Origin of the sequence: Acinetobacter sp. ESL0695 (assembly GCF_029392135.1) — a bacterium.
Classification (GTDB): Bacteria; Pseudomonadota; Gammaproteobacteria; order Pseudomonadales; family Moraxellaceae; genus Acinetobacter; species Acinetobacter pollinis.
In genome coordinates, this window is record NZ_CP113932.1 from 1,274,572 (window position 1) to 1,300,683 (window position 26,112).

General features: G+C 36.0%; 26 protein-coding genes. 9 read left to right on the forward strand and 17 right to left on the reverse strand.

The genetic code is table 11. The features are described 5' to 3' along the window. The first annotated feature begins 96 nt into the window (after positions 1-96). Both OZX61_RS05985 and OZX61_RS05990 read left to right on the forward strand, forming a co-directional pair. The gene (locus OZX61_RS05985; protein WP_277094177.1) at positions 97-1,245 is read left to right on the forward strand and encodes a hypothetical protein; all 1,149 of its coding nucleotides are present in this window, start codon (positions 97-99) and stop codon (positions 1,243-1,245) included. A gap of 8 nt (positions 1,246-1,253) precedes the next feature. Next, entirely contained in the window at positions 1,254-1,871 is a 618-nt protein-coding gene (locus OZX61_RS05990) for a glutathione S-transferase family protein (protein ID WP_277094178.1), read from the forward strand. Positions 1,872-1,921: 50 nt separating this feature from the next. Here OZX61_RS05990 and OZX61_RS05995 read toward each other — a convergent pair whose 3' ends face one another. The 6 genes from OZX61_RS05995 to OZX61_RS06020 are packed head-to-tail and all read right to left on the reverse strand — an operon-like array spanning position 1,922 to position 8,206. Beyond that, on the reverse strand, positions 1,922-2,581 hold the full coding sequence (locus OZX61_RS05995; RefSeq protein ID WP_277094179.1) for a methionine ABC transporter permease: 660 nt from the start codon (positions 2,579-2,581) through the stop codon (positions 1,922-1,924). Continuing rightward, the gene (locus OZX61_RS06000; RefSeq protein ID WP_277094180.1) at positions 2,562-3,614 is read right to left on the reverse strand and encodes a methionine ABC transporter ATP-binding protein; all 1,053 of its coding nucleotides are present in this window, start codon (positions 3,612-3,614) and stop codon (positions 2,562-2,564) included. The genes OZX61_RS05995 and OZX61_RS06000 overlap by 20 nt, the downstream gene beginning before the upstream one ends. 1 nt (position 3,615) lies before the next feature. Next, on the reverse strand, positions 3,616-4,437 hold the full coding sequence (locus OZX61_RS06005) for a MetQ/NlpA family ABC transporter substrate-binding protein (protein WP_277094181.1): 822 nt from the start codon (positions 4,435-4,437) through the stop codon (positions 3,616-3,618). A gap of 15 nt (positions 4,438-4,452) precedes the next feature. After that, complete coding sequence (locus tag OZX61_RS06010; protein ID WP_277094182.1) at positions 4,453-5,796, reverse strand: LLM class flavin-dependent oxidoreductase; 1,344 nt, start codon at positions 5,794-5,796, stop codon at positions 4,453-4,455. After that, the gene (locus OZX61_RS06015; protein WP_277094183.1) at positions 5,796-7,007 is read right to left on the reverse strand and encodes an SfnB family sulfur acquisition oxidoreductase; all 1,212 of its coding nucleotides are present in this window, start codon (positions 7,005-7,007) and stop codon (positions 5,796-5,798) included. Before OZX61_RS06015 ends, OZX61_RS06010 begins: the two co-directional genes overlap by 1 nt. An 8-nt stretch (positions 7,008-7,015) precedes the next feature. Continuing rightward, positions 7,016-8,206 (reverse strand): SfnB family sulfur acquisition oxidoreductase, encoded by a 1,191-nt coding sequence (locus tag OZX61_RS06020; RefSeq protein ID WP_277094184.1) that lies wholly within the window; start codon positions 8,204-8,206, stop codon positions 7,016-7,018. Between the two features lie 198 nt (positions 8,207-8,404). Between OZX61_RS06020 and OZX61_RS06025 the strand changes: the two genes are divergently transcribed. From OZX61_RS06025 to accC, 4 genes are all read left to right on the forward strand, one after another. Then, positions 8,405-9,829, forward strand: a complete 1,425-nt coding sequence (locus OZX61_RS06025) for a coniferyl aldehyde dehydrogenase (protein ID WP_277094185.1) — start codon at positions 8,405-8,407, stop codon at positions 9,827-9,829. Between the two features lie 242 nt (positions 9,830-10,071). After that, positions 10,072-10,521 carry a type II 3-dehydroquinate dehydratase gene (aroQ, locus tag OZX61_RS06030; RefSeq protein ID WP_195772756.1) on the forward strand — a complete coding sequence of 150 codons (450 nt, stop codon included), beginning with the start codon at positions 10,072-10,074 and terminating at the stop codon, positions 10,519-10,521. Positions 10,522-10,544: 23 nt separating this feature from the next. Further along, positions 10,545-10,967, forward strand: a complete 423-nt coding sequence (accB, locus tag OZX61_RS06035) for an acetyl-CoA carboxylase biotin carboxyl carrier protein (protein WP_195772757.1) — start codon at positions 10,545-10,547, stop codon at positions 10,965-10,967. A 15-nt stretch (positions 10,968-10,982) separates the two neighbouring features. Then, complete coding sequence (gene accC, locus OZX61_RS06040; protein WP_195772758.1) at positions 10,983-12,356, forward strand: acetyl-CoA carboxylase biotin carboxylase subunit; 1,374 nt, start codon at positions 10,983-10,985, stop codon at positions 12,354-12,356. A 34-nt stretch (positions 12,357-12,390) separates the two neighbouring features. Here accC and OZX61_RS06045 read toward each other — a convergent pair whose 3' ends face one another. The 3 genes from OZX61_RS06045 to prmB form a co-directional block, all read right to left on the reverse strand. Beyond that, positions 12,391-12,630, reverse strand: a complete 240-nt coding sequence (locus OZX61_RS06045; RefSeq protein ID WP_195772759.1) for a hypothetical protein — start codon at positions 12,628-12,630, stop codon at positions 12,391-12,393. 115 nt (positions 12,631-12,745) lie between these two features. Beyond that, complete coding sequence (gene aroC / locus OZX61_RS06050; protein WP_195772760.1) at positions 12,746-13,834, reverse strand: chorismate synthase; 1,089 nt, start codon at positions 13,832-13,834, stop codon at positions 12,746-12,748. Between the two features lie 13 nt (positions 13,835-13,847). Next, positions 13,848-14,858 (reverse strand): 50S ribosomal protein L3 N(5)-glutamine methyltransferase, encoded by a 1,011-nt coding sequence (gene prmB / locus OZX61_RS06055; RefSeq protein ID WP_195772761.1) that lies wholly within the window; start codon positions 14,856-14,858, stop codon positions 13,848-13,850. A gap of 202 nt (positions 14,859-15,060) precedes the next feature. Between prmB and OZX61_RS06060 the strand changes: the two genes are divergently transcribed. After that, positions 15,061-15,492, forward strand: coding sequence for an OsmC family protein (locus tag OZX61_RS06060; RefSeq protein ID WP_195772762.1), 432 nt, complete (start codon positions 15,061-15,063; stop codon positions 15,490-15,492). A gap of 45 nt (positions 15,493-15,537) precedes the next feature. Here the strand turns inward: OZX61_RS06060 and OZX61_RS06065 are convergent, their stop codons facing one another. Further along, a complete protein-coding gene (locus OZX61_RS06065) occupies positions 15,538-15,855 on the reverse strand; it encodes a hypothetical protein (protein WP_195772763.1) in 318 nt (105 codons plus the stop codon). Positions 15,856-15,990: 135 nt separating this feature from the next. Here OZX61_RS06065 and OZX61_RS06070 point away from each other — a divergent pair, with 135 nt between their 5' ends. Together OZX61_RS06070 and OZX61_RS06075 are read left to right on the forward strand one after the other, a co-directional pair. Then, complete coding sequence (locus OZX61_RS06070) at positions 15,991-16,416, forward strand: guanosine-3',5'-bis(diphosphate) 3'-pyrophosphohydrolase (protein ID WP_195772764.1); 426 nt, start codon at positions 15,991-15,993, stop codon at positions 16,414-16,416. A 74-nt stretch (positions 16,417-16,490) separates the two neighbouring features. Further along, the gene (locus tag OZX61_RS06075; RefSeq protein ID WP_195772765.1) at positions 16,491-17,408 is read left to right on the forward strand and encodes a LysR substrate-binding domain-containing protein; all 918 of its coding nucleotides are present in this window, start codon (positions 16,491-16,493) and stop codon (positions 17,406-17,408) included. Here the strand turns inward: OZX61_RS06075 and OZX61_RS06080 are convergent. The 7 genes from OZX61_RS06080 to OZX61_RS06110 all read right to left on the reverse strand — a co-directional run bounded on the left by OZX61_RS06080 (position 17,401) and on the right by OZX61_RS06110 (position 26,009). Then, positions 17,401-18,651, reverse strand: coding sequence for an AGE family epimerase/isomerase (locus OZX61_RS06080; protein ID WP_195772766.1), 1,251 nt, complete (start codon positions 18,649-18,651; stop codon positions 17,401-17,403). The genes OZX61_RS06075 and OZX61_RS06080 overlap by 8 nt on opposite strands. A gap of 31 nt (positions 18,652-18,682) precedes the next feature. Beyond that, positions 18,683-19,564 carry an SDR family oxidoreductase gene (locus tag OZX61_RS06085; RefSeq protein ID WP_348521168.1) on the reverse strand — a complete coding sequence of 294 codons (882 nt, stop codon included), beginning with the start codon at positions 19,562-19,564 and terminating at the stop codon, positions 18,683-18,685. 263 nt (positions 19,565-19,827) lie between these two features. Continuing rightward, positions 19,828-20,901, reverse strand: a complete 1,074-nt coding sequence (gene sfnG, locus OZX61_RS06090; protein ID WP_277094190.1) for a dimethylsulfone monooxygenase SfnG — start codon at positions 20,899-20,901, stop codon at positions 19,828-19,830. Positions 20,902-20,911: 10 nt separating this feature from the next. Next, positions 20,912-21,637, reverse strand: a complete 726-nt coding sequence (msuE, locus tag OZX61_RS06095; RefSeq protein WP_195772769.1) for an FMN reductase — start codon at positions 21,635-21,637, stop codon at positions 20,912-20,914. 121 nt (positions 21,638-21,758) lie between these two features. Further along, a complete protein-coding gene (locus OZX61_RS06100; protein ID WP_277094191.1) occupies positions 21,759-23,201 on the reverse strand; it encodes an MFS transporter in 1,443 nt (480 codons plus the stop codon). A gap of 128 nt (positions 23,202-23,329) precedes the next feature. Next, a complete protein-coding gene (locus OZX61_RS06105) occupies positions 23,330-24,691 on the reverse strand; it encodes an LLM class flavin-dependent oxidoreductase (protein WP_277094193.1) in 1,362 nt (453 codons plus the stop codon). 16 nt (positions 24,692-24,707) lie between these two features. Further along, positions 24,708-26,009: an acyl-CoA dehydrogenase family protein gene (locus OZX61_RS06110; RefSeq protein ID WP_277094194.1), complete on the reverse strand. Its 1,302-nt coding sequence runs from the start codon at positions 26,007-26,009 to the stop codon at positions 24,708-24,710. Between the last annotated feature and the right edge of the window lie 103 nt (positions 26,010-26,112).

The window sequence follows — 26,112 nt, forward strand, 5'->3', positions numbered from 1 at the left end:
TATAAATAGATATATTAATAATTTATTCATATTTAACAAATAAAAATATTAAATCTAGATTGTAAATTCGAAATTATATACTGGACTCAAACTATAATGTATCTACAAAAAAATAGATTATCTCATCTTATTTACTATTCTTTATTTTTATTTAGTTCAAATATTTATGCAGAAAAAATAATTTATAATAAAAACGATGTTTTTAAAAAAAATGATACGCTTACAATAGCTTCTTCTGGTTCATTTAGATTACAGAGTCTCATTTTTGATGAATATAACAGCACCAATGATGCATTAAAATCCAGACGCGATGGATATAACTCGTTTAGTAAAATTAGCCTTTCATCTGACTACAAGTTTGCCAATGATTGGCATTTTATTATTGGCAGTGAAACCTATATTAATTATCCAAAAATTTTAAGATGGCATGGCCGTTATCAAAAATCTGATTCAACTTTAACAGCAAATCAGCTTTATACAGGGTTCAAAAATAATCGAATTGGTACTTTTAAATTCGGCAAAATCAATGATTTATTCTACGATATAGTAGGAGTAAAAACTGATTTAGCAGATTATACTCCTATTGCCCAACCACTAGATTATTCAAACCAATCTGCATTTGATGGTACTGGGTCTGCAAATAAGACGCTTCGTTATGAGACATCTTATAAAAAGCTAGATTTTTATAGTGCTTACTTATTTCAAGATACCAATACGAATTATTCTACAACCACATTTAAACGAAAATATGGTCTGCAAGTTGCAACTGAATACCATTTTACACCTAAATTTTCTTGGGCTAATGCTTATCAATATAACAATGGTAATCTTAGTAGTAATAGCTCAGGTGAACAAAAGAAATATAATGGCCATGTATTAGGGTCATCACTGTTTTATATTGATGACAAATGGTTACTCAGTCTTGGAATTAATTATACAAAGAATATATTACCAACAAAGAGCGGTATTATTCAAACAGCTTATAATAGTGAAACATTTGGTATCGAAAGCTATGCAGGATATAAATTCAACATTAACCAATATTCAGTTCAAAATATACGTCCTTATATTTTAGAAACACACTTTAGGTATATTAATGGTAGAAACTTTAAACAAAATAATTTTGGTATTGGAACAGCAGTCAAATTTAAATATGGCATAGGCTTAGATATAGAGCATTATTTTACATCTGATACAGTAAATACCCCAGACCTTACGTTACTTCGACTTAGATTCGATTATTAGGAAATAAAATGACAATTAAAATTTATGGAAGACCAAACTCTCTTAATGTACAAAAAGTCTTATGGCTTGCACATGAACTTGAGTTATCTTTTGAACATATTCTGGCAGGTAAAGAGTTTGGTATTGTGCATACCGAAGCCTTCTTACAACTTAATCCCAATGGACTCATTCCCGTTTTACAAGATGAATATACATCAATTTGGGAATCTCAAATTATTCTCCGCTACCTTGCCGAAGTATATGGGAAAGAGAAAATATGGATTTCCCATCCACAAAAGCGCTTTCAAGCAGAACAATGGTTAGATTGGTATATCACTACCTTTCTACCTCAATTTAGTATTATTTTCTATGAACTGGTACGAACACCTCATGATAAACAAAGGTTAGATATTTTACCGCCAATTATTGAAACGATTGAAAAACAACTTCTCATTTTAGAGGAGCTTCTATCCAAACAACCTTATATTTCAGGACAGCAATTTGGTATTGCAGACATTCCTCTTGGATTAGCACTACACCATTGGTTTAATTTCGACATACAACGCAAAACACACCCACATATCGAGGCATGGATTCAAAACATTCGTGAGCGATCTAGTTTTAAAAAAGTTGCTTATATTCTATAAATTAAAAATCCTAGTTTAATCGTGTTTTAAACTAGGATAGTTCTTTTGGTCTATACTTTTCTTTTATCTAATTGCTGTGAAATTTGATCGCCAATGTATTGTATAGAAACCACTAATATTACCAATAAAACAATAACTGCCAACATGATTTGTATATCGAAACGTTGATAACCATAACGATATGCAACGTCTCCTAAACCACCTGCACCAATAGCACCTGCAACCGCTGAAGAGTTTATCATCGTTACTAATGTTACAGTAAAACCAGATACAATACCTGAAAGTGCCTCAGGTAATAAAACGTGCCAAACAATTTGTTTCCGACTACATCCCATAGCTTGTGCCGCTTCAATTAAGCCAAAATCGACTTCACGCAAGCTTACCTCGGCAATACGTGCAAAGAACGGCGTTGCGGCTAAAGTTAATGGCACAACCGCAGCCCATAAGCCGTAACTTGTACCTACAATCCAACGTGTAATTGGAATAAGTGCCACCATAAGAATGAGAAAAGGAATAGCTCGTGTAATATTAACGATTGTACCTATACAACGATTAATATAGTAAGAAGGATAAATACCATTTCTTTCTGTACATACCAAAATAAGTGCCAAAGGAAGGCCAAAACAAAAAGCCAAACCAGCAGAAACCCCAACCATCACTAGTGTATCTAATAGGCCTGTCAGCAAAATATCAAACAATAGATTCGACATAACCTATCTCCTGTATATCCAATATTTCCAGTCCCAATTCTTGTTTAAGATGATGAGGAATTGTGTAATGGATTGGATAAGCTAACTGTAGCTCGCCCACATAATATTCTTGAATTTGATCAATACGGCTATAAAACAAAGCAACTGAAGACAAACGTTGTAATAAGTTTTGTAAATTAAACAATTTTCCAATAGCGTATGCATAGCGAATATTTACTACTTGATATTGATGATTATTTTGTAACTCCACATCTAGAGGTAAAGAGACAATATTATCTTCAGGATACAACAATTCCTTGGTTATCATTTTTTGAGGCGATGAAAACACTTTCCACACCGCTCCCTTTTCTATAATCTCACCTTGATCAATCACAACCACTTCATCGCAAAGATCACGAATGACTTGCATTTCATGAGTAATCAAAATAATGGTAATGCCCAATTGTTTATTTACTTTTTTCAATAATTTTAAAATCATTTGTGTGCTTTCTGGGTCTAGTGCCGAGGTTGCTTCATCACACAATAAAATTTCAGGATTATGAATCAAGGCTCTTGCAATACCTACTCGTTGTTTTTGACCACCTGAAAGTTGTGAAGGATAGCTCTCTTTCTTATTTTCTAAGCCTACCAATGCTAAAATTTTTTCAACACGTGATATAATTTCTTGAGTTTTCACACCTGCCACAATTAAGGGCAACGCCACATTCTCCCAAACGGTTTTTGTAGACATTAAGTTAAAGTGTTGAAAAATCATACCTACACGTTGTCTAAGGCGAATTAAATCGGTGTAATTTAATTCCGAAATAGTCTCACCAAGTACATGAAGCTGACCTGTACTAATAGATTCCAATCCATTTAAAGTGCGTAAAAGCGATGATTTTCCCGCACCACTTCTACCAATAACACCACAAATGACGCCCTGTTTAACTTCTAAATGAATATCTTTCAGAGCATGCACTTGGTTAGCATAATACTTATTTACGCCTTTAATACTGACATCTAAAACGGCGTTCTGATGTATTTGTGCATTCATATTATGACCACCCTCGATACCATAAAGATTGACCTAACTGTTGATCAAGTGCAGCTTTTACTTCAGGAGATTGTTGATAAATTTCGACAAATCGTTTTAATTTATCATTGTCATCTTGATAGTTATCTTTTACAGCAAAAACAATGGCATAACGTTTATCTTCATCTTTATTCAAATATAATGCTTTTTGCGGATCAATTGTCTTTGCCAGTTTCAAATATTGTGGATAGGTAAATGTAAGATCAACATCGTCTACAGCTCTTGCTGTCTGCGGTCCTTCCATTTCTATAAATTGTAAATTTTTTGGATTACTTACAATATCTTGTAAAGTGGCTAAATGATTATTGGGATCTTTAAGTTGAATTAACTTCGCTTCTTGTAATAACAATAATGCACGACCCTCATTCACAGGATCATTTGGAATAGCAACCCGAGCTTTTTGCGGAAGACTTTCTAAAGATGTGTATTTTTTAGAATATAGCCCCACACGTGAGGCCGCACCCACAGCAAATATTTTTAGATGATAACCACCTTCTTTAATTGCATTATTTAAAAAAGGCTGGTGCTGAAAGAAATTTGCCTGAATATCACCATTATTTAAAGCAATATTTGGCATTTTCCAGTCTGAAAACTCAACGAGTTTGATATGTAAACCTTGTTTTTCTGCTTGTGTAACAGCAACTTGTAGTATGGGTGTAAATGCAGGGGTAATGCCAACAACTAACTCATCTGATTTTTTGTGTCGTTGCGCATTCCAAATAAATAGGCCGGCCACCAATAGCACAAAAACACCAAGAGAGATAAATATATTTTTATTTTTCATTATTTTATACCAAAATTAAACCGCTCTTGCAGGGTGTTGAATATTTAAAAACTGACCTTTTTCAAAAAACTTATGACGTAAAGTGCCCGATATATATGTTTTTTTATAGCGATCTTGCTGTTGCCATTCAGGAATAACCCAACGAATAAAATCTTCATAAGATTCAGGTGTAACCGTCCGAGTTAAATTAAAACCATCAATTCCTGTCTCATCAAAAAAATGAATAAGTTGTTTTGCAACATTTTTACCACTACCCACAAATAATGGATAGCGTCCTCCCAACACATGCTGTTCTTTCAATGAATTAAGCGTAATTTCTTGATGTTTAAATTTTTCATTTACAGATGTAATGCTATTACTTTTTTCATAAGGAATTCGCTCGTGTTCATCGTATACAGATAAATCCTTACCCACCGAACTTGAATAGTGGGCAATGCCTGCTTCGGGACTGGCATACTGCCGATACTCTATTAATTTTTGTTGAGCTTGCAAGTCTGATTCTGCGGTCACGACTGTAATACCTACAAAAATTTTAATACTTTCAGGTTCACGTCCATGTTTAAGTGCTTTTTTTCGTATACGCTGAACATTCTTGCGAACCTCTGCAATATTCCCACCCCCAATAAAAATACACTCTGCATGTCTTGTTGCAAATGTCACTCCACGTTCAGAAGTACCTGCCTGAAATAACAGAGGTGTTCGTTGTGGTGATGGCGAAACTTGAAAAACTCCCTGACTTTCAAAAAAAGAGCCCTGATGGTCAATCGCATGTACTTTTTTAGGGTCTGTAAAAATACGAGATTTCTTATCTTGAATAACAGCGCCATTTTCCCATGAGTGCTCCCAATACTTATAACAAAGTGCTAAGAAGTCTTCTGCTTTATCATAACGTTGATCATGTTCTGCCAATGCCTTTCGACCAAATAATTTTTCCGCACTATCTAAATATCCTGTCACAATATTCCATCCAACACGCCCTTGGGTTAAATGGTCTAAACTTGCAAAACGACGTGCCAAAGGATATGGATGCTCATAGCTTAAATTGACCGTCACACCAAAACCTAAATGTGTCGTTACAGATGCCATTGCAGAAATTAATGTCATTGGATCATGGCTGGGTAATTGAACAGACTCTTTCAACGTTACATCTAAATTATTTTGATAAACATCATAGACCCCCGTGATATCTGCCAAAAAAATTCCATCGAATAACCCTTTTTCTAAGATTTTTGCCAAATTTAACCAATATTTCAGCCCATTAAACGTTATAGATTCATCACGTGGATGTGTCCATAGGCCATGATTGATATGTCCCACACAACTCATATCGAAGGCATTTAGTAAAATTTTCTTCGCCATTACAATGTTCCTCGACGTGGTGGAAGGATATGATTCAACCGATAATTTCCTAAAAAATAATACTTCCAACGCACTGGATCATGTAAAGTATGCACGCGTGCATTACGCCAATAGCGATCTAATCCCGTTTTACGTTGACTTCCTCGACTACCTGCCAATTCAATTAATTTAGACGCTGCTTGAAGTGCTGTTTCTGTACTATGTGCGCGTACTCTTGCTACATGAATAGATGCTTCAGCAATATTCTCTTTAGTTACCTTAGTTTTAATAAAATCTATAAAATGTGCTGCTTTTTTAAGGAGTAACTCGCTGGCTTTTACATCAACGGCGATTTGACCCAATTCGTATAAAGTAAGAGGATCTTGCGTCGCATACTCTATTTCTGCATCAATCCATGGGCGTGCATTTTCAACTTGGATCAATGTTTCTTCAAATGAAGCTCGTGCAATTCCCACTTCAATAGATGCATGCATAAGCTGTGCATACGGCCCAACTAAACTCGGCTTAGAAAATACAGTGCTAAAAGGAACGATATCTTCGGCATCGACATACACTTGGTCAAACTTTACAGTACCACTACCTGTTAATCGTTGACCAAAACCACTCCAGTCATCAATAACCGTTACACCTTCAGCATCTCTAGGCACAAAAGCTAAATACTCAAGGCCATTATCATCTTTTACCAAGGTAGGAATACGATGTGCGTAAATACTTCCAGTACAATAAAATTTTTCGCCTTGAATAAGATAACCATGCTGATATGGCATTAAGTAAGTATTTTTTTGACTAGCAGTTTTTGACTTAAACTCTGCCAATGCATTTCCAAAACGGCGCCCTTCTAATACCTCTTGGTAGAGCTTTTTTTTCTGTGCTTCCGTTCCAGTCGTACGCAATACTTCAAGTGCATAAAAGTGATTTTGAGGAATTTGCCCAATTGACCCATCAGTTCCGCTAAAAAGTGCAATAATTTGTGCCACCGTCCAACTTGAAACCTCTGCACCACCGTATTGTTTAGGTACAGTAATTGCCCATAAACCCGATTGGCTAAAAGCATCTATTTCTGCAAAAGGAAGCGTTCTTGTTTGATCACGATGTACTGCATCTTCTCTAAACTGCTGAGATAAAGCTTTTGCAATACTCAATGCCTCCTCATCAGATTGAATAACATGCGCAGGCTGAGTATTTACAAAAATATGTTTATAAGATGTCATAACTTCACCTAAATCCAAGCATGTGATGCAGGAAGTTTATGGTTTAAATAATAATTACCTAATGCATGATATTTCCATCTCACAGGGTCGTGTAATGTATGCACCCTTGCATTACGCCAATGCTGATCTAAATTATGCTTTGCAAGTGAAGAACGACTACCGCTAAGCTCAATCAGCTTTTCAGAAATGGTTAATGCCGCACGATGTGCATAAATTTTAGCTTCAGCAACAGCAATCGAAGCTTCTGCTGCTTGTATATCTTTCAATGTTTTTGTTTTTTCTAATTTATCTAATACATCAGATGCCTCTTCCAAAAGCAAAATGCTCGCTTCTAGAAGTACATCTAACCGACCTACTTCCTGAATTAAATAAGGTTCTTGAGTTGCCTCCGCTACATTTGCATCGGCAATTGGCCTCGCCTTTTTTACATAAGTGATTAAATCTTGAAAAGCTGCTTCTGCAATTCCTACATCAATCGCAACTTGTATTAATTGAGAGTACGCACCTCTAAAATGTGTTGTTTCTGCAAGAAGTCTTTCATCAAAAATTAAAAATGGATCTATCTCTACATTATTTAATCTAACTGTACCGCTTGAAGTTGTTCTTTGACCAAAACCATCCCAGTCATCCACAATATCAATACCTTTAGTCGTTCGATCTACCAATATCAAAGCAATATAGCCATCGGGATGCTGAGCTTTAATTGCAAGCCAATCTGCAAATGCACTACCTGTAGAATAAAACTTCTCACCATTAAGAATATATCTTTCATTGGCACGTGTTAGTGTCGTTTGAATTGTCTGAGTATCTTTTGTATTTCTTTCAGGCCCGCCATTGGCTAAAAACTTACCTGCCAATATTTCATTAAAGACAAATGCTTTTTGTTCTTCAGAACCAATAAGCAAAATAGTATTTAAAATGCCAAACTGATTTTGTGGAATCTGCCCTACATTCGCATCTGCTTTCGCTAATATACGAATCACTTGGCTTAAAGTACGGTTTGAAACTTCAGCACCGCCATATTTTTTAGGAATTCGAATTGCCGTTAATCCCTTATTTACCAAACGTCGAATAACATCCGTCGGTAAGATACGTTCTTGATCACGTAAATTTCTTTCTTCTAATGCAAAATCTGCAACATGATATGCCGCATTAATCGCTTCGATATCATTATCTATTATTCTTTGAGAATGGCTCATAGCAATCACCTATATTTTAAAAATAAGGTATGGCTTTTAGCTAAAATTTAGAAATAAAAAATATAGGAATCCTTATCAGAAAATATGCAGGAACAATCTTTCACACGTAGTATTTCAATATTAAAAATGAAAACAAACAATACATTATTATTTTTATGCGCTAAACTAGTTATTCTTTGATGCTGATAAGAGACTCAAGTGCCTACGCCTGATCACACCAATAACAACACTCAAGCAGCTACCTTAAATGAGCAATTTAAACAACAACAAGCTGCTTACCAAAATGAAACTTACCCTACCTATGACGTACGTAAATCTCGACTCAATCAGCTTTATACACTTATTTTAGATCATCAAGAACAGATTGCCGATGCTATTTCTAAAGACTTTTCAAATCGAAATCCGGACGAAACACGTCTTGTGGAAATTGTACCTAGCCTTTCAGGTATTAAATATTGCTTAAAGCACTTAAAAAAGTGGATGCAGCCCGAGTATCGTGATATCTCAGTAATTTTCCAACCTGCAAAAGCATATGTCATTGCACAACCACTTGGTGTGATTGGTATTATGGTACCGTGGAATTATCCTTTATTTCTTGCAGTTGGCCCAATGTGTCAGGCGCTTGCTGCAGGAAACCGCGTCATGTTAAAGCTAAGTGAATTCACTCCTCATTTTTCATCTTACTTTCAGCAACTTATTGAAAATAACTTTTCATCTAATCTTATTAGTGTAACTTTAGGTGATGCCGAAATTGCACAACAGTTTTCATCATTGCCTTTTCACCACTTACTTTTTACAGGCTCAACCCAAGTCGGAAAACATATATTACGTGCAGCCGCTGAAAACTTAACACCAGTTACACTTGAACTCGGTGGAAAATCACCTGCTTTGATTGCAAAAGATGCCGATTTGTTCGAAAGTGCACAACGGATTGCTTTTGGAAAAAGTGTTAACTCAGGACAAACATGCGTAGCACCCGACTACGCATTAATTCCAGCCGAACTGCAAGATAACTTTATTGAGTCTTATTTTTCTGCACTAAAAACCTTTTACCCAACCATTAAAAACAATTCCGACTACACTGCAATTATTAATGAAAAACAGCTTAATCGTTTAAAGTCATATCTAGAAGAAGCCGAAAGCCAAGGTGCAAAAATACATTATCTCTCTCATGAGATAGATGGAAGAAAACTACCACATTGTGTCATTACACACACCCATGCTTCTTTGAAAGTATGCCAAGATGAAATTTTTGGACCAATTTTGCCAATTATCCCTTACCAATCTTTAGATGATGCGATTCAATACATTAATGAAAGACCAAGACCGTTGGCTCTATACTTTTTTGGCTATAAACATGACGAACAACAAAAAGTACTTCTAAATACTCATAGTGGTGGCGTCTGCATTAATGAAACACTCATTCATGTTGGACAAGAAGACTTACCGTTCGGAGGCATAGGTATGTCTGGTATGGGAAATTATCACGCTCATGAAGGTTTTAAAACTTTTAGCCATGCAAAAGCAGTATTTGCAAGACCAAAAATTAGCTTCATGAAGTTGGTCTATCCGCCTTATGGGAAATGGCTTCAGAAAACATTATTAAAAATGTTTATAAAGTAAAGCTCATAAAAAGTCATTTTTTCTAAGATACTTGTTCAAAAAGACCAAATAAACTGAGAAAAATGGCACTTTTTAACATTGTCAATTGAAGCAAAAATTTACAAGATATACGCACTTTTTAGCTACGACTATTTGCAGTTTTTTATAAAACTTCTTCGAAATTGTAGGTTTCTAATCGTATAGTAGAATAATTTTGCAGATATCTTGCAAAACTTTAATGTCTTTTCACTGGAGCAAGTTACATGACTTCTCATATTTTGGTTATTCATGGACCAAATTTAAATTTGCTAGGAAAGCGAGAACCTGAAATATACGGTCATCAAACCTTAGAAGACATCAATCAAAGTTTGATACAAGATGCAAAAGCAAATGAATATACATTAGATGTATTTCAAAGCAATATCGAAGGTGAAATTATTCAACGAATTCACCAAGCATACGCTGAAAATATTAAATTCATTATTATTAATCCTGCAGCATTTACACATACATCTGTTGCAATACGTGATGCATTACTTGGTGTAAATATTCCATTTATAGAGGTGCATTTATCTAATGTGCATGCTCGTGAGCCTTTTAGACACCACTCTTACCTTAGTGATAAAGCACAAGGCGTAATTTGTGGTTTAGGCGCATATGGTTATCAAGCTGCCCTCCTTTATGCTATTCAAAAACTTCAATCTTCTCATTAATTTTCATAAGGAATATTAATACTATGGATATTCGTAAAATCAAGAAACTTATTGATTTAATGATCGAATCTGATCTTCAAGGTATTGAAGTAAAAGAAGGCGATCAATCCATTGCATTGACTCGTCGTAATCCAGAACCTGTTGCTGTTGCATCTATGCCAGCTGCAGCACCTGCAAGTACTCCTGTTGCCGTTGCTAAAACACCACGTGGTAGCGTAGAAACTGCACCTATGGTTGGTGTATTTTATGCAGCTGCCAGCCCTGGTGAAGCACCATTTGTACAAGTTGGTCAAACAATTTCAGCAGGTGAAACTTTAGGTATCATCGAAGCAATGAAGATTATGAACCCAATTGAGGCAACTCAAAGTGGTGTCATTGAAGAAATCCTTGTGAAAAATGGCGAAGTTATTGAATTCGGTCAACCATTATTCCGTTACCGCGCATAAGCACGGAGTGTCATAATGTTGCAAAAAGTATTAATTGCAAACCGTGGTGAAATTGCATTACGCATTACACGGGCTTGTAAAACGCTTGGAATAAAAACTGTTGGTGTTTATTCGAGTGCAGACAAAGATCTGATGCATCTACGATTTGTTGATGAAGCTGTATGTATTGGTCCAGGTGCAACGAGTGAAAGTTATTTAAACATTCCTGCACTACTTACAGCGGCTGAAGTGACAGGTGCAGATGCAATTCACCCAGGCTATGGCTTTTTATCTGAAAATGCAGAATTTGCAGAAATGGTTGAAAGCTCAGGATATATTTTTATTGGTCCTCGACCTGAACATATTCGCCTTATGGGGAATAAGGTTTCTGCAATCGCTGCAATGCGTAAAGCTGGCGTACCGACAGTACCTGGCTCACAGCATGCTGTTACACCTGCAAATGCAAAAGAAGAAGCTGCAAAAATTGGCTTTCCACTTATTGTAAAAGCTGCTGCTGGTGGTGGTGGTCGTGGTATGCGTATTGTAGAACGCATCGATACACTTTTAGAGTCTGTACAAGCTGCACAGCGTGATGCTGAAATGTGGTTTGGTGATGATACTGTGTATATGGAACGTTTTCTTCAAAAACCACGCCATGTAGAAGTACAAGTGCTTGCAGATGGAAATGGTCATGCAATTCACTTATACGATCGTGACTGTTCATTACAACGCCGTCATCAGAAAGTTTTAGAAGAAGCTCCCGCACCTGGATTACCAGAAGAAGCACGTGCAGATATTCTAAAAGCATGTGTAAATGCTTGTGAACTTATGCAATATCGTGGTGCAGGTACATTTGAGTTTCTTTTCGAAGATGACGAGTTCTTCTTTATTGAAATGAATACTCGTGTTCAAGTAGAACATCCCGTCACTGAAATGGTTACAGGTGTTGATATTATTGAACAACAATTGCGTGTTGCTGCAGGATTGGGTTTAAGCATTCAGCAAGAAGATGTTGAAGTGAAAGGTCACGCAATCGAATGTCGTATTAATGCAGAAGACCCAACAACATTTATGCCGTCTCCAGGCAAAATTGAAACATTTTATGCACCAGGTGGTGCAGGTATCCGTTTAGATTCTCATATCTATCCAGGCTACAGCATCCCTCCATACTATGATTCAATGATCGCTAAACTCATTTCACATGGTAAAGATCGTGCAACTTCTCTTGCACGTATGCGCCAAGCACTTGATGAAATGATTTTGACAGGTGTAAAAACAAATATCCCACTTCACAAAGATCTTATTCTACAAGATAAAGCCTTTTGTGAAAATGCAATGGATATTCACTATCTCGAAAAGTACCTTCTCAAACAATTAGAAGTACCTGAAACTGATAAAAAGTCTGATTAAAATTAGAAAAAGAAGTGGTAAGCCACTTCTTTTTTTATGTCTCAAGTGCAACCATTTTTACAATAATATGCTGTATCTCTTCAATCTCATCTTCAAATATTTTTTTACGGTTTAACTCTTTCGAGAGTACCTTAAACTTATGATTTTGATGCTCAACCACATCGGGAATTTCATCGAAATAATTTGCTGATGCTTTTAATTCTACTTCGTGTAGAGGGCTACCAAGTTGATATTCTTTACTTTTCAAAACAATATATTTCACAACTGTCTTCACTATTGGCTCCATTTTTTCAGTACACTTTATTTTTATATTTAACAGCTTTTATCTACAATTAAAACCATAATTTAAAATAAAAGCCTCACATAGAGGCTTTTATATCGCATCATATCTATTCAATAGGTTCAAATGGTGCTTGAACATCTGCATTTTGTGCCCGATGGCGCAAAAAATGATCCATAAGAACAATTGCCATCATTGCCTCTGCAATAGGGGTTGCACGAACACCTACACAAGGATCATGGCGTCCTTTAGTTAATACATCTGTATCTTCTCGTTGCAGCGTAATAGTTTTACCTTCTGTAGTAATACTCGCCGTTGGTTTTAATGCGATCGCTGCACGGATGGTTTGCCCAGAAGAGATTCCTCCAAGTATCCCACCTGCATGGTTCGCAAGAAAACCTTTAGAGGTCAATTCATCGCGACTTTCATGCCCAAATTGCCCAGCAACGGCGAAACCATCACCAATTTCTACACCCTTAACTGCATTAATACTCATTAAAGCATGTGCTAAGTCTGCATCTAGACGGTCAAAAACAGGCTCACCCCAACCTACTGGTACATTTTCTGCAATAATTTCTAGTTTGGCACCACAGCTTGTACCTTGCTCACGCAAAGAAGTCACAAGCTTTTCAAATCTCGGAACCGCATCGACATCTCCACAAAAAAATGGATTATTTCCGACTTCTTCCCAATTTAAGTGATGTGCCAACTCATTCCCAATTTGAGTTACATGCCCACGAATCAGAACACCAAACTTTTCTGCAAGATATTTTTTTGCAATCGCACCTGCCGCAACGCGCATTGCTGTTTCACGTGCGCTTGATCTCCCACCGCCACGATAGTCTCTAAAACCATACTTTTGTGTATATGTATAATCCGCATGGCCTGGTCTAAATGTTTGTGCAATATTTCCATAATCTTTTGACTTTTGGTCTGTATTTTCAATGAGTAGACCAATAGATGTACCTGTAGTTTTACCTTCAAATACACCAGAAATAATTTTAACCTGATCAGGTTCTTTACGCTGTGTAGCAAACTTCGAGGTTCCTGGTTTACGGCGATCTAAGTCTTTTTGTAAATCTGCTTCACTTAATTCAATTCCAGGTGGCACACCATCTACAATTGCCATTAAGCCTAAACCATGTGACTCACCACATGTAGTAACACGAAAGAGCTGTCCTATTGAATTTCCAGCCATAACCGTCTTCCTTTTAATCCTTCACTGAATCTTGAAAAATCGTTTTGTAACGACGACATTGTTCAGCAGTTAATGCGAAAATTCCTGATCCACCTTTTTGGAATTTTAACCAATGAAAATCAACAGTATTAAAGTTTTGACGCATTGCCCATTCAGAGTTTCCAACTTCAATCACAATTAATCCATCTTCAGAAAGATAATCTGCTGCCTCAGCAAGCATTTTACGCACTAAATCCAATCCATCTTGTCCTGCTGCCAATGCAAGTTCAGGTTCATGCAGAAACTCTTCAGGTAAATCTGCCATGTCTTCCGCATCAACATATGGAGGATTCGTTACAATTAAATCATATTGATTTTCAGCAGGAAGTTTACTAAATAAGTCAGACTCTAATAATGCAACCTGATATTGCATATTATGATGTTCAACATTTAAAGCAGCCACTTCTAATGCATCTCTTGAGATATCAGTCGCATCTACATCTGCTTCAGGGTAAGCATACGCCAGTGCAATGGCGATACAACCAGATCCTGTACACATATCTAAAATACGCTGAGGAGTTTTCGGTACGTCTATTTTAGGGAGTGCATTTAAGTCTTCACGCATATTTCCTGTTTCATCTAAGAAATAAGGTGCAAAACGCTGATGAATTAATTCTGCGATTGGTGAGCGCGGAATGAGTACTCGTTCATCGACGTAAAAAGGTTTATTGCAGAAATAAGCCAAATTTAGAAGATAAGATGTTGGAATTCGCTCATTAATACGGCGTGCCAGTAGGTCTAAAAACTGTGTCTTTTCACTTGGTAAAAGTTTTGCATCTAAAATTTCCTCATTTGCCTCCCAATCTAAGGCAAGTGTTTGTAAAACCAGTGCAGAACTTTCGGCAAAAAAGTCTTCTGTACCCTGTCCTAAATGCGCATCGTATTGACGTAAAGCTGTCACTCCAAAACGGATAAAATCTCGAATTGTTGTTAGATTTTCAGCAGCTTCTGTTAAATTTTCAGGATGAATTGTCAATCGCTCCACGCATTACTCCAAGTAATTATCATAATTAAAACTATATCTGCTCTATTTTATCCTGTTTTTCATCATATTGATAATCTCTAAAGCCATAATAAAAAAAGATTCAAGCATAGACAAATTACAACAAAAAATGAGCATGTTTTCACACAACTTAATTTTAGGAGATGTTAGATTATATTTTCATCAAAACCAGAGAAATATAAAAATGGCTGATATTATTAAAAAAGGTTCTGCACACTGGGAAGGATCAATTAAAGAAGGTAAAGGCACTATTTCCACAGAAAGTGGTGCACTTTCTCAGCAACCTTATGGGTTTAATACACGCTTTGAAGACAAAGTGGGTACAAATCCTGAAGAAATTATAGGAGCTGCACATTCAGCATGTTTTTCAATGGCACTTTCTTTACAACTGGGCGAAGCTGGCTTTACAGCAGATGCCATTGATACTGAAGCCGCGGTGACACTTTCGAAAGATGAGAAAGGCTTTTTTATTCGCCAAGTACATCTAACCAGTCGTGTTAAAGTAAAAGATATTGATGATGAAACCTTCCAAAAAATTGCAACAGCAACAAAAGAAGGTTGTCCTGTATCAAGACTTTTAAATGCAGAAATTTTACTAGATGCAAAATTAGTCTAACTTTACTGCCCAATGTTGTAGAGCTTCCACTCTACAACATTCATTTTAGTCATTATAAAAACCAATATAGCGCTTATAGTTCTCTACACCTAATGGCATATCATAAATAGTCACAGGTATCTTACTAGAACAGATCGCTTCAAAAACATTTAAAGATTGATCATGAATCTCATCCACTGAGTATTTCATTTTATCTTCAAAAATATCTGAAACAAATTCAAAACCTAAATCTAATGCAATAAATGCTGTATGTTCACATGGTTGAATATATTGTTCTTGAGACCAATCCAAAACAATATGTTCACAGTAAGGACAAGAAACCATGTCATGTGCATTATTTAAGTGAATGATTTTAAAACTCATTTATAAATTCCCCATATTCTCTGTAAAATATTGTAAAATATTTCTAGGCTCGTCGCATTGCTTTTATAAAAAATCGGGTATAGATTCTTATAAAAATTAACCCAAGTTTTCACTTTCATTTGATAAGGAATGTTTATGGCTAATCTTGAAAAAGCAATTGCTCTGGCAAGTAAAAAACATGCTGGGCAAGTGGATAAAGCAGGACAAGCATACATTCTCCATCCTTTACGCATTATGTTAAAAATGAAAAATGACGATCAGCGTATTGTGGCCGTATTACATGACGTACTAGAAGACACAGATACAACAGTTGTTGATCTAATTTCTTTAGGTTTTGCACCTCATATTATTGATGCATTACTGGCATTAACCAAAAAACAAAATGAAAGCCGTATTGAAGCTGCGTTTCGAGCTGTAAAAAATAGCCTAGCTAGAGAAGTTAAACTAGCAGATATTGCAGACAATATGGATCTCTCCCGCATACAAAGCCCAACCATAAGAGACAAAATGCGCTTACAAGAATATAAACAAGTACAAAAGATATTACTTACAGGTAGTTAAGCAAAGCTTGTATTTATTGTATTTAAGATTTATGGTGCTGATTTATATAAAGACAATTATAGGAACATCAAACAGTGCTAAGCGACTTAGATGATTTTTACTGTTTTGCAGTTGTAGTAGAACATGGGGGTTTCAGTGCTGCAGAACGTGCAACAGATATTCCGAAATCAAAATTAAGCCGTCGTGTTTATAATCTTGAAGAAAAGCTTGGGGTACGCCTTATTCAGCGGAGTTCTCGACAGTTTGCAGTTACCGAGATTGGTTTGAATGTGTACCATCATGCCCAGATTATGCAAAATGCCGCACAAGCAGCACATGATATGGTAGATCATTTAAGTGCAACACCTCGTGGTATTGTGCGAGTAAGCGTCCCTGTTTCTATTGCGCAAAATAGCTTTTCGAAACTTTTACCCGACTTTTTAAAAAAATATCCTGAAATTCGTCTACAAATGGTCGTCAGTAACCGCCGTGTCGATATTGTTAATGAAAATATTGATGTAGCTTTACGAGTAAGAACCAAAATAGATGATGACCCAAATTTAATTGCACGCCAAATTGGTAAAGAAGAACTTCATCTGTTTGCTAGTCAAGCCTATTTAAATGAATACGGCGAAGTGAAAAAACCTGAAGAGCTAAGTCAGCATAAAGTTTTAAGCATGTCGAATGAACATGCCGATCAGCATATGGTGTTATATAACGATCAGCAGATTCCTATAAAAATTAAAATAAATCCTACAGTTATGGCATCCGACTTACTTTTGCTCAGAGAACTCACACGTCAGGGTTGTGGAATTGCGCTTTTACCAGGATCGATCACTCAAGAATATATTCAAAATGGCGAACTTGTGCGCTTACTGTGTGACTGGAAAGTACCGCATGGTGTACTCCATGCGGTTTATGCTTCGAGAAAAGGAATGCTCCCTGCTGTTCGCGTTTTTATCGACTATCTTGTCGATCACTTACATCTGGACACAACCAGTAAAACTATTTAATTTTTACTGGTTTTAATTGCTGTAATAATACCTGATCAAGCAACATCGGTAGTTTAAGTGTCATTAAAAATGCATGGTATAAGTCTGGTTTACCATTCCAAATGAGATTAGAAATATTATTTCGTTTATCTAAGTCTTGGAACCAACTGCCATGCTTTTTATCTACCAATGAATGATGAATATATCCTATTATCTTGCGATAATAGATTTCATATTTTTCATCATTCAAACGCTTCATAAGGGTTGCCGAAGCCACAGCCGCCTCTGCATGCACCCAATGTAAGCGCTCTTTTACAACAGGCTCATTTTTCCAATCATAGGTATAAATAATGCCGCGATAAGGTTTTTCCTGCCAACCGTTTTTCCATGCTGTGTCAAAAAGCCCTTGAGCATCCTCAAGAAGCCATTTAGGAACATCAAGTCCCATCACTTGTAATTCTTGCTCTAAATTAATTAATAAATGACACCACTCAAAACCATGACCCGGCGTTACACCATACGGTCTAAAATCATCAATTAAATTATTTTTGTTAAACTCATAATCGGGCTGCCAATGTTGATCAAAATGTTCTACAACACTATAGTCATGGTTTTTTGCATGCTCGTGAATGATACGCTCAACAATAGCAAGCGATTTTTTTAACCAGCTCGAATCTTGGGTCGTTATGGCAAGTTGCATGAACATTTCTAAAGAATGCATATTACAATTTGCACCACGGTATGCTTCTAAATCTGTCCAATCAGGCGCATAACTTTCTAAAACACAATTTTCTTCTTCTGACCAAAAGTACTCATTAAATATATTTACAGCTTTATCAAATAACGCATCTGCACCCGCAATATTTGCCTGTTTTGCACTATTTGCTGCCAATAAAACGAACGCATGAAGGTAAGACTTTTTTCGATCATTGGGGCTGTCATCTACTAAAGATGAGAGCCATCCTCCATGCTTATGGTCAAATAAATGTTCGTTTAAACTTTTTACTCCCCACTCTGCAAGCTCTACACTACCTGCATAACCTCGAATAGCAGCAAGCGAATAACAGTACGTAAATCTCGCTGTATTTAAGGTATTTGGTCGCTGGTGTAGAGGTAGGCCATAACGATCTAAATCAATAAATCCGCCATACTGACACTGAGCAGCTTGATAAAAGTCTAGTAAATTTAAAGTCTGGGTTTTTAACCAGTCAATATGTGCTGTTTGATTTAACCAGCTATGTCTTACTTTTGTGAGGAGTTTCATAGATTTATCCTTTTTATGATTATTGATCTATTTAACCACCAACCATCATACCGCCATTTGGATGAATAGTTTGACCTGAAATGAAAGAAGAGTCTTGGCTAGCTAAAAATACATAAGCAGGGCCTAATTCACTTGGTTGCCCACAACGACCCAATGGTGTATCTGAACCAAAATTTTCCATACTTTCTGGGTCAACTTTACCCCAAGTCGCAGGTTGTAAAGGAGTCCACACAGGGCCGGGTGCAACTGCATTTACACGAATACCCTGACTAATAAGTTGATTTGATAAAGCACGTGTAAATGAAATAATTGCGCCTTTTGTTGCTGAATAATCAATAAGTGCTTTAGGGCCCACATATGCATTTACAGAAGCCGTATTAATAATCACATCTCCAGATGAAAACTGAGGAAGGACAGCCTTACTTAAATAAAATATAGAGTGAATATTTACTGCAAAAGTATTTAACCATTGTTCATCAGTTAATGTCGCAAAGTCTTCATTTGGAAACTGCGTACCTGCGTTATTAACTAATATATTAATTCTTTTGAAGTCTTCTAACACATGATGTACTAAGTCTTTACAGTTTTGACTTTCTCTTAAATCGACTGGATAGATCTTACAAACACCACCTTCTTTTTCAATCCAATCTTTTACCCACTCAGCATCTGCAAGTTCAACTTCAGTATCTAAACAAGTAATTGCAACTTGAGCACCTTCTTTTGCGAAATGCAGTGCCACTGAACGTCCAATACCACTATCGCCACCTGTAATAAGTGCTACTTTTCCTTTTAATTTATGACTGCCTGTATAGTTTTTATGAATAAATTCTGCGTGAGGTTTTAATTGTTCATCACTACCTGGTAAATCTTGTTCTTGTGCATGAATATTGAAATAGTTCATTTTGGATTCCATTTTTTTATTTTGTGTATAAAGAATATCCGAAAGATCATCTCGTAATGCATGGAATATGTTTTATAATTTTACCAAGTTGTAATTTTTATGATGTTTATGTTGGTGTTTAGCCATACTACATATGACTTTTTTATCTATAAAATCATAGAATAAGCTTATTTCTAATTTTAAATCATGCTATATATATAGATGTTCAACACTATGTCAAATACTCAAAAAACCATTCGAGTAGTATAAAAAGCGTACTACTCAAATGGACTATTTTATTGTTCTTCTAGTTCACGTACTAAAGGTAAAACGTGTTTGCCAAAATATTCGATTTCCTCAATGAAATGTAGAAATCCAGATAAAATTAAATCTACCCCTACATGTTTTAAATCTATTATTCTTTGCGCTATTTGTTGTGGTGTACCAATCAAGTTAGTTTTAAAACCGTCATTATATTGTACCAAGTCTTCAAAAGAAGATTTAGCCCAATTGCCTTCCCCTTCTTTACTTGCCGCACCCGCCTCTTTAGTAGCATCACCAAAAGCATGTACCGCTTCAATATTGGCTTTATAAATAATTTCTTGTAATACGGCTTGCGCTTCCTCCTCTGTATCTCTTGCAATAATAAACGCATTTACCCCTATTTTTACTTCATGATTATGCTGTTTTGCTTTTTCTTTAATATCATCAATTTGCTTTTTAATTTCTTCAACAGTATTTCCATTGGTAAAATACCAGTCGGATACTCGTGAAGCCATATCTCTTGCTGCACGTGAACTTCCCCCCTGAAAAACTTCGATCGTGGGCTTTTGTATAGGTTTTGGCTTCAATGTATAGTTATTAAAAGTATAATATTTTCCTTGAAAAGAAAAATTATCCTGCGTCCAAATACCTTTTAATGTTTTTATAAACTCTTCTGATCTAACATATCGTTCATCGTGTTCTGGCCATTCTTCACCAATGGCATCGAACTCACCTTTGAACCAACCACTAACTACATTAACGGCGATCCTTCCCTCTGTTAAGTAATCGATCGTTGCCAATTGCTTAGCTGCCAGTGCAGGTTTCCAAGGCCCAGGTAAAATAGCTGCAATCACTTTTAACTTTTCAGTTTTAGCCAATAAAGCATGACTAAAACTGACAGACTCATGTTGATTTTCCGCACCATATCCTGCTGTAAATCTAATTTGGGTTAATGCATAATCAAACCCATTTTTCTCAGCCGTTTGCGCCAGCTTTACATTATAGTCGTAGCTCCAGTCGGTACGCTGCTCGATTGTACTTACGACCAATCCACCACTCACGTTGGGTACCCAATATGCAAATTTCAGTGTATTACGGTGCGTCATCATCATTTCCCTAAGCAACAGATTGTTTTTTCTTATGAATACGAGACTCAGCCGCCGTTAAATCTGGTACAGAGATTGAAGGCAACACTTCATCTTGCTCAATTTGTTTATTAATTCCTAAACTTTCATTGGCTTGTGCTGATTTTTTCTTCGATGGTTCTTCTCTTAAGCCTTTTGCAGGTGCCCATTCTAAAATAGGTAATGCTCTTGCAACCGCCAATGTAATACGTGCTTTTAGTTCTTCACTTTTGACAGTATATTCAGGCGTAAAATCTTTATCTGTTGCATAAACACCAATAGGTAGAGTCTGTGCTTGGAAAAAACTAAACAATGGGCGTAATTGATGCTCTAAAACCAGTGCGTGTCGTTCACTTCCTCCAGACGCAGCCAACAACACAGGTACATCGACCAATGCTGTTTGCTCAACAAAATCAAAAAGATGTTTAAATAACCCCGTAAACGAAGCGCGATATACAGGCGTACCAACAATGAGTGCATCAGCAGCTTCTATTTTTGCCAAGTCATCTTGTACACGCTGTGGCAGTTGGTGACGATAAATTGCACCACCTAATAAGTGCCCAATTTCGCTAAGTTTAATGAAGTGTACTTTAATAGGCGTAGCATCTGCTAACTCATCTAAAATATTTTGAATAAGGCTTTCTGTTTTAGAGGGTGTATTTAAACCACCTGATACTGCAACTATATTAAGAACGTCATTATTGTGTTTGTAGGACATGATGATAATTACCTTTAGGATTAGAATCTAATACCTATTAAGGTTTAAAATACATGTCTTGTAAAATAAGAAAATAAATATAAGTTATATAGATTTTACATAATGAATCTTACTCATATACTTATACAATAATATTATCTATATCTTGTCTATTTTGACTTTCATTAAAATCGATATCATTACGTGTGGGTTCAAATTTAATAATAAATCCAATAATAACGATTGGAACAAAAGCAAATATTGCAATAATACTAAATACATCAGTTTGATATTTTGTCATCCATAATGGCAGAATAAACAGTGCAATTGCTTGTGCAACGCCTGTTACTGCTCGATTAAAACCAACACCAATACCACGAATTTCTGCAGGATATGCCATTGTTGGATACACCATCATTTGTGCCCCAGGACCAAATCCTTCAGCAAATAGCCAAATACCCAATAAAATAATTGCCGTATATAAGAAGAAAGTACTATGCGGATGTCCAATTAAACTCAATAAAATTAAAGCCAAAAATTGTAGTAAGAACCCTGCTAAGAGCACATGCCTAGATGCAAAACGACGAGCAAGATAGACTCCCAATAGCCCACCAGTAAATGCAAATAACAGATTTAATGCCAGTGTAGTGGTAATCGTATTTAACGTGGTGGTGTGAAAGAACCTTGTAAGAATAGAGGGAAGAAAAAAAGCAATTGTCGTGTATTGAAAAGCAACTGAAATATGAATGGTAATTGCGACAATAGTTCGTGACAAGTAGGTTGAGTTAAACAAAACTAAAAAGTTTGGCTGTGTCTTTTGTTGTTTTTTAAAATTTTTATTTTCATCTGCAACAACAGTTGTTGCAATATCGTAAGATGTACTCAATATTTTAGAGGCTTCTTTTAATCGTCCCTGATTGGCTAACCAAATTGGCGACTCTGTAAGATATTTACCACGAATAAAAATAATTAGTAATGCAGGAACTGCACCAAATACTAAAGAAGTTCTCCAGAGCCAATGACTATATTCAGGTGGTAATAGAAAATATAAAGCCAACACTAATCCAAAACATGCAGATGAAGCCGCATACCACATTGGGCACCATGCTGCGAGTCTTGAGGCTTTATTACTTTTTCCAGAAAATTTTGAGAACTCAGATAAATAGGACATTGCAACAGGTAAATCTACACCAACACTAATTCCCATAACAAAACGTGCAATAATAAGAACCCATACATTTGGAGCAAATCCTGCAACAATTGCGGCAATGACAAAAAGCACCATATCGGCCATAAATACACGATAACGTCCTATTTTATCAGTAAGAAATCCACCTACTAAATTACCAACAATCGTTCCACAGACAATTGCCGATGCAACTACACCTGTCATAATTGGTGTCAGAGAAAACTCATGAATGACTTGTTCTATACCAAATGAGAGTGTTGTTAAATCATAAGCATCAATAAATACACCTATTAATGCTAACCAAATCACTTTGTTTGTTTTACCCTTTCCAGCATGCTCAGAAATAATCCGACTTACATCTTCAGGATAACGTATTTCATAATTCTTATTAGACATTATATTTACTCAAAAATTAAGTAAATATAATGTAGTTTTTATTTTATATTTTTTGAAATACCTTATTATTATTTACAAATACTTATATATGATTTTATTTTCAATAAAATATTTAAATCTATTTTAAATTATCTTCTATACAATATACCTCTATGATTATCTGGCAAATAATCCCCTTTATTAAATAATTTTTCTCTTAATGTACCTGAGGAATATTCTTTTTGATAAACTCCACGGCGTTGCAGTTCAGGTACAATCCAATTTACTGTATCTTGAAACGATTGATGTGCAAGAATATATGCTAGATTAAAGCCATCTATTCCTGTGTCTTCTATCCACTCTTGTAGTTTATCTGCAACTGTTGTAGCAGAACCAACAAATACAGGCCCATTTCCACCCAAACTATTCCAGCGTGCAATTTCATCAACAGTCCAAACCTTGCTCGGATCTGCATTCACATAAGCATCTAGTAATGATTGTATCGCATTGGTTTTAATATATTCGACATGATCTGTTGCTTGATATTGTGAAAAATCAACACCAGACCAGCCTGAAAGTAATGTCAATGCGCCATCATAACTTCCATAAGATTGGTATTCTTCAAACTTTTTCTGAGCTTTTTCATCAGTATCATCTGTCACAATAGACACCAATGCATATATTTTTATATCGTTTGGAGAGCGTCCAGTTTGTAGAAGTTTCTCTTTTATGCCATCAACAAACTTTTTGGTAACTGCTTTAGAGGGTGCAGCTAAAAAAATACATTCAGCATTTTGACTGGCAAAAGTTTGTCCGCGAGATGATGCACCTGCCTGATATAAAACAGGTGTTCGTTGTGGTGAAGGCTCACATAAGTGAATACCTGGCACAGAAAAATACTCACCTTCGTGTGAAATTGCATGTACCTTGCTAGGGTCTGCAAAAATCCCCTGTGTTTTATCTCTTAAAACAGCATCATTTTGCCAAGATCCCTCCCAGAGTTTATATAACACTTCCAAATATTCATCGGCAATATCGTAACGATTATCATGATTTAATTGTGTTTTTAAACCAATATTTTTAGAACCACTGTCGAGATAAGAGGTAACAATATTCCATCCTAACCGCCCTTTGGTAAGATGATCGAGTGTACTTATTCGACGTGCAAATGGATAAGGATGTTCAAAAGAAATTGAGGTGGTTAAACCAAAGCCAAGATGTTTCGTTACAGCTGCCATTGCAGGAATAATTTGCAATGGATCATTCACTGGAATTTGTATAGCACCACGAAGTGCTGCATCTGCACTGTGATGATATACATCATAGATGCCTAGAACATCAGCAATGAAAATACCATCGAATTTTCCTTCCTCCAAAATCTTAGCTAAATCCGTCCAATACTCAATCTCTTTATATTCCATAGATCGGTCTTTAGGATGTCGCCATAATCCAGGAGACTGATGTGCTATACAATTCATTTCAAATGCATTAAAGCTAATTCTCTTGGTCATTTTTAATAGCTCACCCTTAGCTTGCTTTTAATGCATCGACATGACCAATACGCCACTGATACGGCGGCAATGTTCCATTGACACTAAAGTCTCCTACAATACGATCTTTATAGATTCTAGGATTATGAGAGGCAAGTGTTCGAATATTTCGCCAGTAGCGATCTAAAGCAAGATCTTTATCTGTTGCAGAAGCGCCTAAGGCATCAAAAGCAATGGTTGAAGCATTTAAGAGTAAGTCTGTAATAATGGTTTGTGCTTGAGCTGTTTCTAGTTCAGCGATAGCATTTTGCTCAGCTTCTGCTTGCAAATTTGTCTCTAAACCTGATGCAAAGGCACGTTGCAAAGCAATTGCACTTTTTTCTACAATAATGCCCGATGTATATGTTGCACTACGGACTTTACCTACAACTTGTAAAACCTGAGCATCATCACGAATATGTGTTGCATTGGCATGACTATAATTTCTCGTTCTTCTTTTTACTGCATCAGATAAACGATGCGTTAAAGAGCGACCTAAACCTACAATAATTGCCAACTGAACCAATTGATAATATGCTGCCGAATATTTAAAACGCACAGCATCTATTAAAACATCTGTTTCATCTACCTGAACGGATTGAAATGTTGCTGTACCACTGGCTGTTAACTGTTGTCCAAAACCATTCCAATCATCAACGACAGATACACCATTAGAATGTCGATTAACTAAAATAGAAGCTGATTGACCATGTAAATCTGTAATACCTACATCAATCCAGTCTGCATATAAGCTCCCAGTGGTATAATACTTTTTACCAGTAAGCTTCAAATTACCTTGATCATCTTTATAAATATGTGTCTGAAACTGATTTTGTGCCTCTTTACCACCCTCAGACCAGCCACTACCAACGGTATCACCTTGTGCTAATCTAGATAACCATTTCTCTTGAAATGCTTTATTTTTCGACAACAATAGGTCTTCACTAAAACCAAAATGTACCCTTAATATTTGCGGTAAATTAGAATCTGCTTCTGCCAATTCGACTAGCAGTGCAAATAACTCAGGAATGGTTGCATCGAATCCATTATATGCTTTGGGTAGCCTTAAACGTGTAAAACCAATGTCTTTTAACCATTGTATTTGCTCGTAAGGCAGAAGATGTTTTTTTTCACGCTCTAAAGTACCTTGCTTAATTTTTTCAAAAGTTGGTCTAAAATGTTCAGCTAGGGTTTCATAGCGTTCAGAAGGTGGGTTTGCCCACAACTGCCCTATTAAAGAGTTTTTGGAAGTATGTTGATATAAATTTTCTAGTGTAAAGTTTGACTGTAGTTGGCTCATTTTCATTTGCTCTAATAAAAATCTATATCATTTAACTTAGATTAATTTAGAGAAAATAGAATTACTATTTTTAGATAAGCAAAGAACTTTAACTCATAAATTC